Origin of the sequence: Brachybacterium sp. FME24, from assembly GCF_014897705.1 — a bacterium.
Lineage (GTDB): Bacteria > Actinomycetota > Actinomycetes > Actinomycetales > Dermabacteraceae > Brachybacterium.
Genome location: NZ_JABUXV010000001.1, coordinates 264,816 through 278,769 on the forward strand (window position 1 = coordinate 264,816; position 13,954 = coordinate 278,769).

The 13,954-nt window shown below is 70.2% G+C and carries 9 protein-coding genes; 4 read left to right on the forward strand and 5 right to left on the reverse strand.

Going from position 1 to position 13,954, the window contains the following annotated elements:
* Positions 1-112: 112 nt before the first annotated feature.
* The gene (locus INT51_RS01240) at positions 113-685 is read right to left on the reverse strand and encodes a TetR/AcrR family transcriptional regulator (RefSeq protein ID WP_193103374.1); all 573 of its coding nucleotides are present in this window, start codon (positions 683-685) and stop codon (positions 113-115) included.
* Positions 686-1,234: 549 nt separating this feature from the next.
* Here INT51_RS01240 and INT51_RS01245 point away from each other — a divergent pair.
* Complete coding sequence (locus tag INT51_RS01245; RefSeq protein WP_193103375.1) at positions 1,235-2,188, forward strand: IS481 family transposase; 954 nt, start codon at positions 1,235-1,237, stop codon at positions 2,186-2,188.
* 134 nt (positions 2,189-2,322) lie between these two features.
* Here the strand turns inward: INT51_RS01245 and INT51_RS01250 are convergent, their stop codons facing one another.
* From INT51_RS01250 to INT51_RS01260, 3 genes are read right to left on the reverse strand one after another with little or no spacing between them, the layout of a single operon-like run.
* Positions 2,323-3,264 carry a MaoC/PaaZ C-terminal domain-containing protein gene (locus INT51_RS01250; protein ID WP_304502041.1) on the reverse strand — a complete coding sequence of 314 codons (942 nt, stop codon included), beginning with the start codon at positions 3,262-3,264 and terminating at the stop codon, positions 2,323-2,325.
* Positions 3,261-4,601, reverse strand: coding sequence for a 3-oxoacyl-ACP reductase (locus tag INT51_RS01255; RefSeq protein ID WP_193103376.1), 1,341 nt, complete (start codon positions 4,599-4,601; stop codon positions 3,261-3,263). The genes INT51_RS01250 and INT51_RS01255 overlap by 4 nt, the downstream gene beginning before the upstream one ends.
* Before the next feature lie 60 nt (positions 4,602-4,661).
* Positions 4,662-5,978: an acetyl-CoA C-acetyltransferase gene (locus INT51_RS01260; protein WP_193103377.1), complete on the reverse strand. Its 1,317-nt coding sequence runs from the start codon at positions 5,976-5,978 to the stop codon at positions 4,662-4,664.
* Between the two features lie 107 nt (positions 5,979-6,085).
* On the opposite strand from INT51_RS01260, the gene INT51_RS01265 reads away from it, so the two are divergent.
* The 3 genes from INT51_RS01265 (at position 6,086) to purL (ending at position 11,445) form a co-directional block, all read left to right on the forward strand.
* A complete protein-coding gene (locus tag INT51_RS01265) occupies positions 6,086-6,745 on the forward strand; it encodes a TetR/AcrR family transcriptional regulator (RefSeq protein ID WP_193103378.1) in 660 nt (219 codons plus the stop codon).
* Positions 6,742-8,889, forward strand: a complete 2,148-nt coding sequence (locus INT51_RS01270) for an acyl-CoA dehydrogenase (RefSeq protein ID WP_193103379.1) — start codon at positions 6,742-6,744, stop codon at positions 8,887-8,889. Before INT51_RS01265 ends, INT51_RS01270 begins: the two co-directional genes overlap by 4 nt.
* 207 nt (positions 8,890-9,096) lie before the next feature.
* On the forward strand, positions 9,097-11,445 hold the full coding sequence (purL, locus tag INT51_RS01275) for a phosphoribosylformylglycinamidine synthase subunit PurL (RefSeq protein ID WP_193103380.1): 2,349 nt from the start codon (positions 9,097-9,099) through the stop codon (positions 11,443-11,445).
* A 100-nt stretch (positions 11,446-11,545) separates the two neighbouring features.
* Here purL and INT51_RS01280 read toward each other — a convergent pair whose 3' ends face one another.
* On the reverse strand, positions 11,546-13,939 hold the full coding sequence (locus INT51_RS01280) for a glycosyltransferase (protein ID WP_193103381.1): 2,394 nt from the start codon (positions 13,937-13,939) through the stop codon (positions 11,546-11,548).
* Between the last annotated feature and the right edge of the window lie 15 nt (positions 13,940-13,954).

Below are 13,954 nucleotides of genomic sequence, written 5' to 3' on the forward strand. Positions count from 1 at the left end.
AATCGCGTTTGCAATGCACTCGCATTGTAACACGATGCAGGCACCTGGGCCCGCCGCGCCGTCACCGAGACGCCGGCGCTCGATAGAGCATCCCCGGAGGGTCGAGCGCAGGTCAGCTCCTGGCGTCGTCGAGCCGCTGCAGATGCAGGTCGATCATGGATACGGCGCGTTCCGGCTCGAGGTGACCGAGCATCACACGCAGTGTGATGCCGTCGACCAGCGAAGCAAGACCCTCAGCCTCGAGATCACCGCCCTCGCCGTCGAACATCCCCGCGCCGTCCTCGACGACTCTCTCCCGCATGCCCGCCCAGGCCCCGCGCACGACCTCGGCCAGTACGGGGTCGGTGACAGCTGCGGTGACGAACGAGTACCAGACCCCGGATCCGATGCGAGCATCGGATCCGTCCGGGACTCCCATGGTGAGGAGGTGCCGCAGCCGGGCCGACGCCGGCTCCTCGGCTCGAGAGACGTACCGTTCCGCAGCGAGCTCCCCAAAGAGTCCGCACGCGTGGCGGACCATCTCGTCTCTCGACGAGAAGTAATACTGAACGCGTCCCATCGAGACCCCGGCCGCCGCCGCCACGCTGCGGAGGCTGACCGCGGCGATTCCCCTCTCGGCGATGACCTGGAAGACCCCTAAGGCGATCTCTCTTCGGCGCTCGGCGTGATCGACTTTTTTGGGCATGTACGGATCCTAGTTGTTGCTGGCCAGAAGGTTGTTGACAGCCGCAGAATCCTGGTGCGCGATGGGATCAGCAATGCCGGTGCCAGCGCCGAGTAGTGTCCTTGTGCGGGTAGCACCTCGACATGGGTGAATCGTTACAGACAGTTCGCCGACCTCGGTCCGCAAGTCCGTTCGTCTACACCGCCGCGCCAGCCCACCGCGACAGTCAGCACGGTAACTTCACAGATCGAACAGAAACGCCGCGACCACAAATGGTCATGGGCTTGCCCGCGCGACAACAGCGAATCAAGCCCTACACACCACGCCACAACGGCAAGGTCGAGCGCGCTCGTGGTCTGGAACCTGCACTACAACTGCCACTGACCCCAGAGTGCACACGTCGGACGGCCACCTGCCTCCTCCGCTTCAATCAGCGCCCAAACGTCCTGGCCTCAGACACTAGTTGTACTCGGCCTTGAGGTTGGTGACACACCTGCGGGGTTGTTGACGTAGTGAGGACCTCCGGGTGTGGTGGGTGATGTCTAAGTCGCCTACCGTCCGGAGGTCCTCGTGTCCCACCGTAACGCCCGTCTGAACTTCCGGGGCCGGCAGCTGTTGGTCCAACGCGTCCGCGGAGAGGGCTGGGCCGTCGCTCACGCCGCCAAGGCGCAGGGAGTCTCCAGGCAGTGCGCGCATCGTTGGATCAGACGTTTCGACGAGCACGGCGAGGCGGCCCTGTTCGACCGCTCCAGCCGGCCCCGTCACTGTCCGCGTCAAACCATGCCCGAGACGGAAGAACGCGTGCTCGCCTGTCGCCACGTTCAACGGCGTGGCCAGGACTGGATCGGGCCAGAACTTGGGGTGCCCCCTCGAACGGTCTCGCGAATCCTGCGTCGCAACGCAGTCCCGTATCTGCGGGAGTGCGACCCGCTCACCGGTGAGGTGATCCGTGCATCGAAGACCACCGCTGTCCGTTACGAGCGCGCCGTGCCGGGCGAGCTGGTCCACATGGACGTGAAGAAGATCGGGAAAATCCCCGACGGAGGCGGCTGGCGCGCTCACGGGCGCGGAGAGGGCAGCCGCAGTCGCGGAATCGGCTACGACTACGTGCACTCACTGATCGATGACCACTCTCGCCTGGGCTACTCCGAGATCCTCCCGGACGAGAAGGGCGCAACCTGCGCTGGATTCCTGACCCGCGCCGCGGACTACTTCGCGACCCACGGGATCTCCTGGATCCAGGAAGTGATGACCGACAACCACCTCAGCTACAAGAAATCAGTCGCAGTGCGCGAGGTGATCGACGCTCTCGGTGCGAAACACCTGTTCATCAAGCCGCACTGCCCCTGGCAGAACGGCAAAGTCGAACGCTTCAACCGCACGCTGCAGATCGAGTGGGCCTACCGCCAAGTGTTCCTCAGCAACATCGAACGCTCCCGCGCCCTTGCGCCCTGGCTCGAGGTCTACAACACTCAACGCCGCCACACCGCACTCGGAGGACACCCACCCATCACCCGCCTGTAACTGACCTCTCGGCCGAGTACAACTAGTCGCCGCCGGACAACGGCATCCTGCACCTGCACCTGCACGCCGACGAACATCGACACATACCGGCGCTCACGCAGTATCAGCACGGACGGGATGCACCACCGGATCGGTCAGCCGAGCATCGTCACGTCCACCTCGAAGCACCGGCGCGGCGACTTCTGTCCCGACCCGGAACGCCACCCTACGCAGTGGACCGACTGTCCCGAGCGGTCGTCGTCGTAGGCGACCAGCACGGCGCCCGGCAGCATGACCGGGGCGTCGAAGGAGACGTCCCAGCGCAACGGCCGCGAGAGGTCCACGCGGGACTCGGTGAACACCCGGGAGGCGGTGTACATGCCGTGGGCGATGGCCCGGGGAAATCCGAACGCCTTGGCGCTGAGCGCCGAGAGGTGGATCGGGTTCACGTCCCCGGAGACGGCGGCGTAGCGCCGTCCGGTGTCCGCGGGCAGCGTCCAGCGTCCCGTCGGTCGCGGTGCCTCGAACGGGCGCCGCTCCTGCCGGGGAGCGGCGTCGTCCTCGGTGTCGCCCTCGCCGCCAGCGGCTTTGGCGAGGTAGGTGGAGACATCGGTCGCGATGATCTCGCCGTCCTGGCCAAGGATCGTCGAGACCGCTTCGAAGGTGCGTCCCTTGCGGTGCCCCTGCAGGTCACGGACCCGGCACTCGACATCCACGATGTCCCCGACCCGCACCGGGCGATGCTGGAGAACCTGGTTGCGCAGGTGCACGAGCCCGAGCAGAGCGAAGGGGAAGTCCTGGCGCGCCATGAGTGCGAGCGAGACCGGGAACGTGAGCACGTGCAGCACGCCCGGATGGACCAGATCGGTCGCGGGGCCGCCCATGAGGTGGTCGAAGTCGCGGGCGCGCTCGGCCTCGATCCGCACTGCCCGCACGCGGTATGCGATCCGGGGCAGCACCGGATCCTTCCGCGCGCGACGCCGGGCTGATCGCGGATCCAGCGCTGCCGCGTAGACGGCGGGAAAGGACGGCACGTCGGTGAGGTCCTTGATCCGTTCTGCCGAAGCCGGGGACCCGGAGCTCTGCACGGCGCTCACTTCCCCACCATGTTCTGGCCGCAGACGCGCAGCGTCTCCCCGCGCAGGCCGCCTGCCTCGGACGAGGCGAGGAACGCGATCGCCTCGGCGACGTCCACCGGCAGACCACCCTGCTGGAGGGAGTTGAGGCGGCGCGCGACCTCGCGGGTCAGCGCGGGCATCCTGGCGGTCATCTCGGTCTCGATGAACCCGGGGGCGACCGCGTTCGCGGTGCCGCCGAGGGCCTCCAAGCGTGCGGCGAGCGCGTCGACGAAAGCCATCACCCCGGCCTTGGAGGCCGCGTAGTTGGTCTGTCCACGGTTGCCCGCGATGCCGCTGGTCGAGGCGAGCGAGACCACACGGGGCTGCGCCCCGAGCACGTCCCCGGCCTCGAGGAGGGCCTGGGTGAGAGCGATCTGGCTGGAGATGTTCACGGCGAGCACCGGATCCCAGCGTTCCGGCGTCATGTTGGCGAACAGCTTGTCGCGGGTGATGCCGGCGTTGAGCACGGCGATGTCGAGCACGAGACCCCGGTCCCTCAGGACCTCGACCAGCCGCTCCCCCGCTCCTGCCGAGGTGACGTCGAGTTGGACCGGGATCGCGCGCAGCTCGTTGGCCAGGCGGGACAGCTCGGTGCCGGCGCCGGGGACGTCGAGCACCACGAGGCGGGCGCCGTCGGCGGCGAGAGTACGGGCGATGGCCGCACCGATGCCGCGGGCGGCGCCGGTGACCAGGGCCGTGCGCCCGGCCAGTGGCTGCGCGAGGTCCTCGGTCGCGGAGCCGTCGGCAGTGGAGACGGTGAGGAACTGGCCGGTCACGAAAGCACTGCGGGCCGAGAGCAGGAACCGCAGGGCACCGGTCACGCCGGGTGCGTCCAGACCCACGCCGTCGCCGACCAGGATGCCGTTGGCGGTGCCGCCGCGGCGCATCTCATGGGCGAGTGAGCGCAGGAACCCTTCCACGCCGCCGCGAGCCGCGTCCCGCGCGGGATCCTGGCCGGCGGCGGGCCGGGAGATCGTCACCACCCGCGCGCCGGGGGCGAGCGAGCGCATGGCGCCGGACAGCGGCAGCAGGATCGCGCCGAGGTCCGCCGGGGTGGAGACCTCGTCGAGCACGGCGATCACGGAGCCGACGGTGCGCAGCTCCTCGAAGCGTCGTCGCACGTCGGTGCCCCAGGCCAGCAGCTCCCGGGCGACCTGGTCAGCGCCGTCGGACTCCCCGAGCACGACGACCGGGCCCAGCACGGGCTCGGGGCGGTCACCGCGACGAGGAAGCGTCGAGGGCCGGGGCAGGCCCACCTGCTTGGCGATCAGCGCGCCAGGAGCGGAGCGGACGAACTTCGTATAGGCATCGGTCATGGTTCCTCCTCGGAAGGGGTGCGAGCGCGTCGTCGCGGACGCCGCGCCGGGACGGCAGGATCAGTCGGCGACGGACTCGAGCAGGACCACGGTGCCCTGACCGGCGGCCGCGCAGACGGAGATCAGGCCGCGCTGGACGAGCCCGGTCTCGGTCGCACGCTGGTGCAGCAGCTTGGACAGGGTCGCCACCAGGCGGCCGCCGGTCGCGGCGAAGGGGTGGCCGGCCGCGAGCGAGGAGCCGACGACATTGAGCTTGCTGCGGTCGATGGCGCCGAGCGCGCCGCCGCGCCCGAGCTTCGTACGGCAGAACTCCTCGGACTCCCAGGCCGCCAGGGTCGACAGGACGGTCGAGGCGAAGGCCTCGTGGATCTCGTAGAAATCGAGGTCCTGCAGGGTGAGTGCGTTCGCGTCCAGCAGCTCGGGCACGGCATAGGCAGGGGCCATGAGCAGGCCTTCGTCGCCGTGGACGAAGTCGACGGCCGCGGAGCGGGCGTCGACCACGCGCGCCAGCGGGGTAAGTCCGCGCTCGACGGCCCATTCCTCGCTGCCCATGAGCACCGAGGACGCGCCGTCGCTGAGCGGGGTGGAGTTGCCGGCGGTCATCGTCGGCTCGGTGACCTGCGGGGACTTCACGCCGTAGACGGGCTTGAGGGAACCGAGCTTCTCGAGCGTGGAATCGGAGCGCAGGTTCTGGTCGCGGGCGAGCCCCCGGTAGCCGGTGACCAGGTCGTCGAAGAAGCCCTCATCGTAGGCCGCGGCCAGGTGCTGGTGCGAGGCAAGTGCCAGTTCGTCCTGCGCCTGGCGCGTGATGCCCCACTGAGCGGCGGTGAGCGCCTGGTGCTCTCCCATGGACAATCCCGTGCGGGGCTCGCCGTTGCGGGGCGGGACCGGCGCGAGATCCGCGGGGCGGATCGAGCTGAGCGCCTTGATCCGCTGCATCGCGGTCTTGGCGGCGAAGGCGCGGTGCAGGATGCGGCGCAGCCGCGGGGTGACCTCGATCGGCGAGTCGGAGGCGGAGTCCACGCCGCAGGCGATGCCCGAGTCGATCTGGCCGAGCTGGATCCGATTGGACACGTGGATCACGGTCTCCAGGCTGGTGGCGCAGGCCTTGGACATATCGATCGCGGGGGTGCGCGGATCCAGCGGGGTGCCCAGCGCGCTCTCGCGGGTGAGGTTGAGGTCGCCGGCGAGCTTGAGGACTGCGCCGCCGGCGATCTCCCCGAGCTTCGCGCCCTGCAGCTGGTAGCGGGCGACGAGACCGTCGAGGGCCGCAGTGAGCAGGTCCTGGTTGGAGATGCCGGCGTAGGGTCCGCCCGAGCGGGCGAACGGGATGCGGTTGCCGCCCAGGATCAGGGCATCGCGCGGGAAATCATTCACTGTAGGCACCTCTTCGTGGTCTGGCGTCGCGGGTGGTCAGGCGTCGGGGCAGAAATTCTTCCCCAGGACTTTACATAGGACCGAGGGTACTTGATACCCTAGGTTCTGTGAATGCGACGACGCAAGCCCCCTTGGACGGCCGATCGGCCCGCTGGGCACGCCACCGAGAACTACGGCGTGCCGAGCTGCTCGACGTCGCTCGCCACCTGATCCATGAGAGCGGCCCCGATGTGACGATGGAGGACATCGCCGCCGCCTCCGGCACGTCGAAGTCCATCGTCTACCGGTACTTCGAGGACAAGGCGACCCTGCAGCAGGCGCTCGGGCGCAGCATTCTGGCGACGATGCACGGCAAGCTCCTCGAGGAGATGCGCGCACTGGAGTCCGAGGTCGGGCGGGAACCTGATGCCGACGAACGCATCCGCGCCATGATCCGAGCGTACGTGGAGACCGCGCAGCGCTCCCCCGGCGTCTACCGCTTCGTCACCCGGCCCAGCGACGGGCTGAACCACTTCCTCCAGGCCGTCTCCCGGCTGGTCGCCACGTTCCTCCCGCCGGATGTGCCCTCACCGCAGATCTGGGCGCACGGAGCCGTCGGATTCGTCGAGGGCGCGGTCGACACCTGGATGACCGACCTCGAAGAGCATGCAGCCCCGGCCGGCACCGCCGAGCGGTCCGGCAGGACCCGCGGCCCCGCTGCCCCCGTCACCTCCGACCAGCTCGTCACCCACCTCGTCACCTGGCTCATGAAGGGAATGCACGCATGACTGTCCACACGGACCGCCTCACCGCCACGACCCCCACGGGGGCCACCACCGCCAACCCCACCGGCCCGATCCCGGTTCCGCCCGCCGGTTCCGCCCGCCTCGACGTCGAGGCCGTCTCGGGAGCGCTCATGGGCGCATGGGCCGAGACCCGCCACGCCGCCCGCGAGCGCGCGGCCCGGCCCGAGCTGCACCGTCCGCTCGACGTCACCGTCGCCGAGCATCGTGAACGGACCTCCGAGCAGATGGTCCTGTTGGCACAGGAGAACGTCTCCTGGCCCATGCTCCCGGAGCACCTCGGCGGCCCGAACGACAACGGCGGCAATGTGGCCGGATTCGAGGAGCTCGTCGTCGCGGACCCCTCGCTGCAGATCAAGGCCGGCGTGCAATGGGGCCTGTTCACCTCGGCGATCGTCCAGCTCGGCAACGAGGAGCAGCAGAAGGCCTGGGTGCCCGACGCGATGTCCCTGACGATCCCCGGCGCCTTCGCGATGACCGAGATCGGCCATGGCTCCGACGTGCAGTCCCTGGCCACGACCGCGACCTACGACCCCACCGCCGAGGAATGGGTGATCCACACTCCTTTCCGCGCCGCCTGGAAGGAGTTCCTGGGCAACGCGGCACTGGATGCGAAGGCCGCCACGGTCTTCGCCCGCCTGATCACGAAGGGCGTCGATCACGGCGTGCACTGCTTCTACGTCCCGGTGCGCGACGGCGACGGCACGCTCCTGCCCGGAGTCCGGAGCGAGGACGACGGCCCCAAGGGCGGGCTCAACGGCATCGACAACGGGCGCCTCGCGTTTCAGCAGGTGCGCGTGCCCCGCACGAATCTGCTGAACCGCTACGGCGACGTGACGGCCGACGGCAGCTACTCCTCCCCGATCGACTCCCCCGGGCGTCGGTTCTTCACCATGCTCGGCACCCTCGTGCAGGGCCGCGTCTCCTTGGACGGCTCGGCGGTGCGCGCGAGCCAGCTCGCTCTGCACATCGCCATCACCTACGCGACCCAGCGCCGCCAGTTCACGGCCGCCGATCCCACGCGGGAGACGGTGCTGATGGACTACCAGTCGCACCTGCACCGCCTGCTGCCCAAGCTCGCCTCCACCTACGCGGGCGCCTTCTCGCACGAGCAGCTGCTGCAGGCCTTCGATGACGTGTTCTCCGGCCGCACCGACGATCCGGAGGCCCGGGAGGACCTCGAGACCCTCGCGGCCGCGCTCAAGCCCACCTCCACCCGCCTCGCCCTGGATACCGTCCAGGAGTGCCGAGAGGCGTGCGGCGGCGCGGGGTTCATCGCCGAGAACCAGCTCGTGGGGCTCCACCAGGACCTCGACGTCTACGCGACCTTCGAGGGTGACAACACGGTGCTGATGCAGCTGGTCGCCAAGCGCCTGCTCAGCGACTACACCTCTGAGCTCAAGAGCGTGGACCGCGCCGGCATCGGGCGTTTCATCGCGCAGCGCGCGGAGGTGCTCGCCAAGCGCCACACCCCGTGGGCTCGGCTCGCTCAGGATCTCAGCGACCGTGGGAACCCCCGCCGGGCCTTCGACTCGATGCGCCAGAGCGACTTCCAGGAGGAGATGCTCACGTCCCGTGCCCGGGTGAAGGTCGAGGAGGTCGCGCTCTCGCTGCGCCCCGCCGCGAAGATGAGCCCCGCCGAGGCCGCCTCCGAGGTCAACAAGCACCAGGTCGAGATGCTGGAGGCCGCGCAGGCCCACGCCGATCTGGTCCGTTGGCGCGCCTTCACCACCGCGATCGAACAGTTCGAGGACGAGGCCACCCGGTCCGTGCTCACCGACGTGCGTGACCTGTTCGGCCTGACGACCATCGAGGACGACCTGGCCTGGTTCCTGCTGAGCGGCATGATCTCTGCCCAGCGCGGCCGCCAGATCAACTCCGATCTGCGCCGTCTGCTGTGGCGACTCCGCCCGCACGTCCTGGACCTGGTTGCCGCGTTCGACGTCCGCCCCGGGCATGTGCGCGCCCCGATCGCCCTGGGTGGCGAGCAGGAGCGACAGGACGAGGCCGCCGCCTACTTCCGTGCCCAGCGCGCCAGCCACGATGCCCCGGTCAGCGAGAAGTCGCTGCGGGACAAGGAGAAGACGGCGAAGCGCGAGGCGGGCCGACGCAGCGGCACGAAGCCCTGATCCCGGCGCCGGGTGCCGCGCCCTGCGGTCCCGTGAATGTGGGGCCCGGCACCTCGGTCGCCGGGTGCGGGATGGCCCGGATCTCAGCACAGACCTCCGGGCCGACCTTCCGGGCCGAGCGATCGTAGACTGGTCGGGCCGTGCCGGCTCCCGTCAGGGTTCGCCGGTTCCTCCTGTGCCCTCGTGATGAACGGACCCGACCCCGCGATGACCGCTGACGACGCGCCCTCCTCTGCCACTCCCGCGACCGCTGCCCCGCACGACCGGCCCGGGGACCTCGACACCGTCGAGGTCGCCACCTCGACGCCGGCGCAGGCGCAGCCCTTCGCCGAGCTCGGCCTGAAGGACGACGAATACGCGAGCATCCGCGAGATCCTCGGCCGCCGCCCCACCAACGCCGAGCTGGCGATGTACTCGGTGATGTGGTCCGAGCACTGCTCCTACAAGTCCTCCAAGAAGCACCTCGGCACCTTCGGCAAGCACACCACCGACGCGATGCGGGAGAAGCTCCTGGTGGGCATGGGTGAGAACGCGGGCGTCGTCGACATCGGCGACGGCTGGGCCGTGACGTTCAAGGTCGAGTCGCACAACCATCCCTCCTACATCGAGCCGTACCAGGGCGCCGCGACCGGCGTCGGCGGCATCGTGCGCGACATCATCTCCATGGGCGCGCGCCCCGTCGCCGTGATGGACCAGCTGCGCTTCGGGGCGATCGACCATCCCGATACCGCGCGCGTGGTCCACGGGGTGGTCTCCGGGGTGGGGGGCTACGGCAACTCGCTCGGCCTGCCCAATATCGGCGGCGAGACCGTCTTCGACGCCGCCTACCAGACCAACCCTCTGGTCAACGCCCTGTGCGTGGGCGTGCTGCGCCACGAGGACATCCATCTCGCCTCCGCCACCGGTCCGGGCAACAAGGTCGTCCTGTTCGGGGCGCGCACCGGCGGGGACGGCATCGGCGGCGCCTCGATCCTCGCCTCGGAGACCTTCGACGAGGGCGGCCCGGTCAAGCGTCCCAGTGTCCAGGTCGGCGACCCCTTCATGGAGAAGGTCCTCATCGAGTGCTGCCTCGAGCTGTTCGCCGCGCACACGGTCGAGGGCATCCAGGACCTCGGTGCCGCCGGCATCTCCTGCGCTACCAGCGAGCTCGCGGCCAACGGCAGCTCCGGCATGCACATCGACCTCGAGACCGTCCTGCTGCGGGACCCCACCCTCACCGCCGGGGAGATCCTCATGAGCGAGTCGCAGGAGCGGATGATGGCCGTGGTGAGCCCCGAGAAGCTGGCCCAGTTCGAGGCCATCGTCGCGAAGTGGGACGTGGAGGCGGCCGTGATCGGCGAGGTCACCGGGGACGGACGGCTCACCATCGACCACTACGGGCGCCGCATCGTCGACGTCGACCCCTCCACCGTCGCGATCGACGGACCGGTCTACGACCGCCCCTACACGCGACCCGACTGGCAGGACTCCCTGCAGGCCGATCGCGCCGAGGCACTTCCGCGCCCCCAGGGCCCGGAGCAGATCGCGCAGACGATCCGTGATCTCATCGCCTCCCCGAACCTCGCGTCCAAGGGCTGGGTCACCGACCAGTTCGACCGCTACGTCGGAGGCAACACCGCGCTCGCCATGCCCGACGATGCCGGCGTGATCCGCGTCGATGAGACCACCGGCCGCGGCGTCGCCCTGGCCACCGACGCGAACGGCCGCTACACGAAGCTGGACCCCCGCACCGGCGCACAGCTGGCCCTGGCCGAGGCCTACCGGAACGTGGCCACCTCCGGCGCGGTCCCGCTCGCCATCACCGACTGCCTGAACTTCGGCTCCCCCGAGGATCCGGGCCCCATGTGGCAGCTGGTCGAGGCGATCGGCGGGCTCGCCGAGGCCTGCGAGATCCTCGAGGTCCCCGTCACCGGCGGCAACGTGTCCCTGTACAACTCCACCGGCGAGACCGGCCGCATCGATTCCGCGGTCCACCCCACCCCCGTCGTGGGCGTTCTCGGCGTGTTCGACGACGTCTCCCGCCGTGTCCCCTCGGGCTGGCAGGTCGAGGGCCTGTCGGTGCTCCTGCTGGGCACCACCCGCGAGGAGCTCTCCGGCTCCGCCTGGGCCGATGTCGCCCATCAGCACCTCGGAGGGCTTCCCCCGCAGGTCGATCTCGAGGCCGAGCGCTCCTTGGCCCGCGTGCTCATCGCCGCCTCGCAGGAGGGCGTCGCCGCAGCCGCGCACGACCTGTCCGAAGGCGGCCTCGCCCAGGCTCTGGTCGAGTCGGTGACCCGCTTCGGCACCGGTGTCCAGGTCGATCTCGACGCGCTGCTCGAGCGCGACGGCGTGGACCTCGCGACGGCGCTGCTGTCCGAGTCCCAGGCCCGCGCCCTGGTCGCCGTCTCGGCGGAGCAGGAGGAGGCGCTGGTGGCGCTCTGCGCGGAGCACGGCGTGCCGCAGCTGCGACTGGGCATCACCGGTACGGACGCTCTGGACATCCGGAGCGTCGCCACCTTCGCGGCCGCCGAGCTGCGAACCCTGCGCGAGGGCACCTTGCCACGCCACTTCGGCTGAGCCGCCACCACTGCGACGACGACGGCGGGCGATCTCCTGAGGGGATCGCCCGCCGCTGCTGTGTCGGGCCGCAGTGTTCGGTGCCGTGCCCGATCGTCCCTCAGGCGTCGCCGCGGGGCGGAATCACCTTCCGCCCTGCGGTCAGCGCCCGGCGCGCGGCGCGACGGGCGAGGTCTCGAGGGCGGGTACCGCGGGTACCAGGATCCGCGGGATCGACGTCGTTCAGGCGCTGATGCAGCTCCGCGAGCTCCGCGCGGGTGGCCCCGAGCTCCTCGCGCAGGAGGCGCAGTTCGCGGACGATCCGCTCCTCGCTGCGGTCCACCACGGTCTCGGTGTTCTTCGCGAGGAACATCGGCAGCCCGATGCCGTGCTCCCGGGTCCACTCGCGGAAGTAGCGTTCACGCAGCTCGGCATCGTGGTGTCGATGGCCATCGCTGAGCGCGTACATCGAGTTGCTGCTGGATCCGGTGGCGCTGGGGCGCTGGCGCCACTGGGCGAGCGGCCGGTCCAGGAACCCGACCTCGTGGTGCTGCAGGAGCGTGAGGTGGAAGGCGTAGTCGCCGACCACCGGAAGGGACTCGTCGTACCCTCCCAGCACATCGTGGACGCGGCGCCGATGGAGCATCGAGATCGGCACGTTCCGGTTGACGGCGATGTAGTCGAGCAGGCGGGTGCCCTGGAGCTCGGGCCAGGAGAGGAAGGCTTCGTCCTCGACGAACCCGGTCGGCGTCTCGTGCTCGTGCACGATCAGGGTGCGCACCACGACGGCTGCGTGGTCGGGATGCGCCGCGAGGTGGGCCAGGGTCTCCTGGAGGAAGGTGGCGTGCCAGGTGTCGTCGTCGTCATGGATCACCACGGCGGGAGCCGACGTCGCTCGCAGCCCGTCGTTGCTGGCCGCCTCCATGCCGGAGGAGCGTTCGCGGTGCAGCACGCGGATCCGCCCGGCGCTCTCCCCCTCGTAGCGCCCCACCACGTTCTCGACGTCTCGGCGGTCGCCCGCGTCGTTGACGATCACCAGCTCCCAGTCCTGGCGGGTCTGGGCCAGGACGTCCTGCACAGCGCGGTCGAGCATCCGGGAGCGGTCGCGGGTGCGCATGATGACCGAGGCTGCAGGCGGAGGTGACGGGGCTTGCGAGATTCGCGGTGCCTGCACCGGAGTGGTCCAGGGCGCGAGGGCCGTGCGCAGAGTGTCGTCCCAGCGCTGGTGGGCCTCGATCCCCGCACCCCCAGGATCTGTCAGGGCGCTCGGGACGGCGGGAGCCGGTGCCGGCTCCGCCGCGCCGCGCAGTGCGGCGACCAGGGTGTCCCACCACGTCTCGGCGGCGGCGAGCAGCGTCGGCCGCACCGCGTCGAGATGCGCTCGCTCGGATTTCCGGCCCGCGATCAGCGCCTCGACCACGGGGCCGACCAGTGCGGAGGGTCCGGCCGTCGTCGGATCCCAGAGGGCGGCCAAAGGCACCACCGCCCCGGCGAGGCCCGTGTTGTGCAGGGCTCCGTCCATGCGGGAGGCCCCGTACCGGTTCAGGGGCAGGGCGAGCACCGAGGACCCGGCCGCGGCGCCGAACACGACGGGATGGAACCGGGTGCTGAGCACCCAGGCGGCCCGGGTCGTCCGCTCGGCGGCGCACGGATCGAGCTCGAGCGCACACACCACGGCCGGCGCCGAGAGGCGCTCGGCGACCTCGGTATGCATCTGCAGGTCGCCGCCCCCGGTGTCGGGGTCGGCCATATGGGGTACCAGCTCGACGCGGGCGCCGGTACGTCGGGCGAGCTCATCGATCACCGCCGCCGTCACGGCGACGTAGTCCTCCCGTGGGAAGGGATCGCCGTCACCACCCAGGGTGACGCTGATCAGCTGCTCATCCTGCGCCTGCTCGCCCCCGCCGGTGTCCGCGAGGCCGAGGCCCACGGCGTCGTCGAGGGTCTGCACGAGCGCCGGGTGCTGCGGGGCGAGGCCCTGCGCGATCCTCACGCTGTGCGCGTCGCGCAGGCCCACCACGGTGCACGCCTGGAGCAGCTCGCGCACGCTGTCACGGTCGGTGTCGGTCAGCTCCGGCCCGAGGCTCTGCCCCGACAGCACCACCGGCTTGCCGAGGGAGCGTGCGACCAGGGCGGTGGCCAGCCGCTCGTCGAGCAGCCAGCCGTAGCGGGAAGTGAGGCTTCCGCCTCCCCCGATCACGAGCGCATCGACCGCCTGCAGCCGCTCGATGATGGCGAAGAGCTTGTCGTGGGTGGGCAGCGCGTCGCTGTCCCCCGCGAGCACGCGTCGAATCTCGTCGAGATAGGTCGCCCGTGCCGGGAGCGGCCACGGGAAGGTCAGCGCCGGGATGCTCCCCGGCGTCGCCGAGCCGCCCGGGCCGTACTTCTCGTGGCGGGAGATGCGCACCACCTCGAGTCCGCGCGCCTCCAGACGGCGCGCACTCATCGTCGCGATCGCCTCGTCCCCGACGTGGTAGACCGTCTGATCGACGTCGCAGAGCAGAGCGACCTTCACCGGCGTTTCCTTCCC

Excerpts from the sequence above, each read along its gene's own strand:
- INT51_RS01240 (WP_193103374.1), bottom strand. The coding sequence starts at position 685 with ATGCCCAAAAAAGTCGATCACGCCGAGCGCCGAAGAGAGATCGCCTTA.
- INT51_RS01255 (WP_193103376.1), bottom strand. The coding sequence starts at position 4,601 with ATGACCGATGCCTATACGAAGTTCGTCCGCTCCGCTCCTGGCGCGCTG.
- INT51_RS01270 (WP_193103379.1), top strand. The coding sequence starts at position 6,742 with ATGACTGTCCACACGGACCGCCTCACCGCCACGACCCCCACGGGGGCC.
- purL (WP_193103380.1), top strand. The coding sequence starts at position 9,097 with ATGACCGCTGACGACGCGCCCTCCTCTGCCACTCCCGCGACCGCTGCC.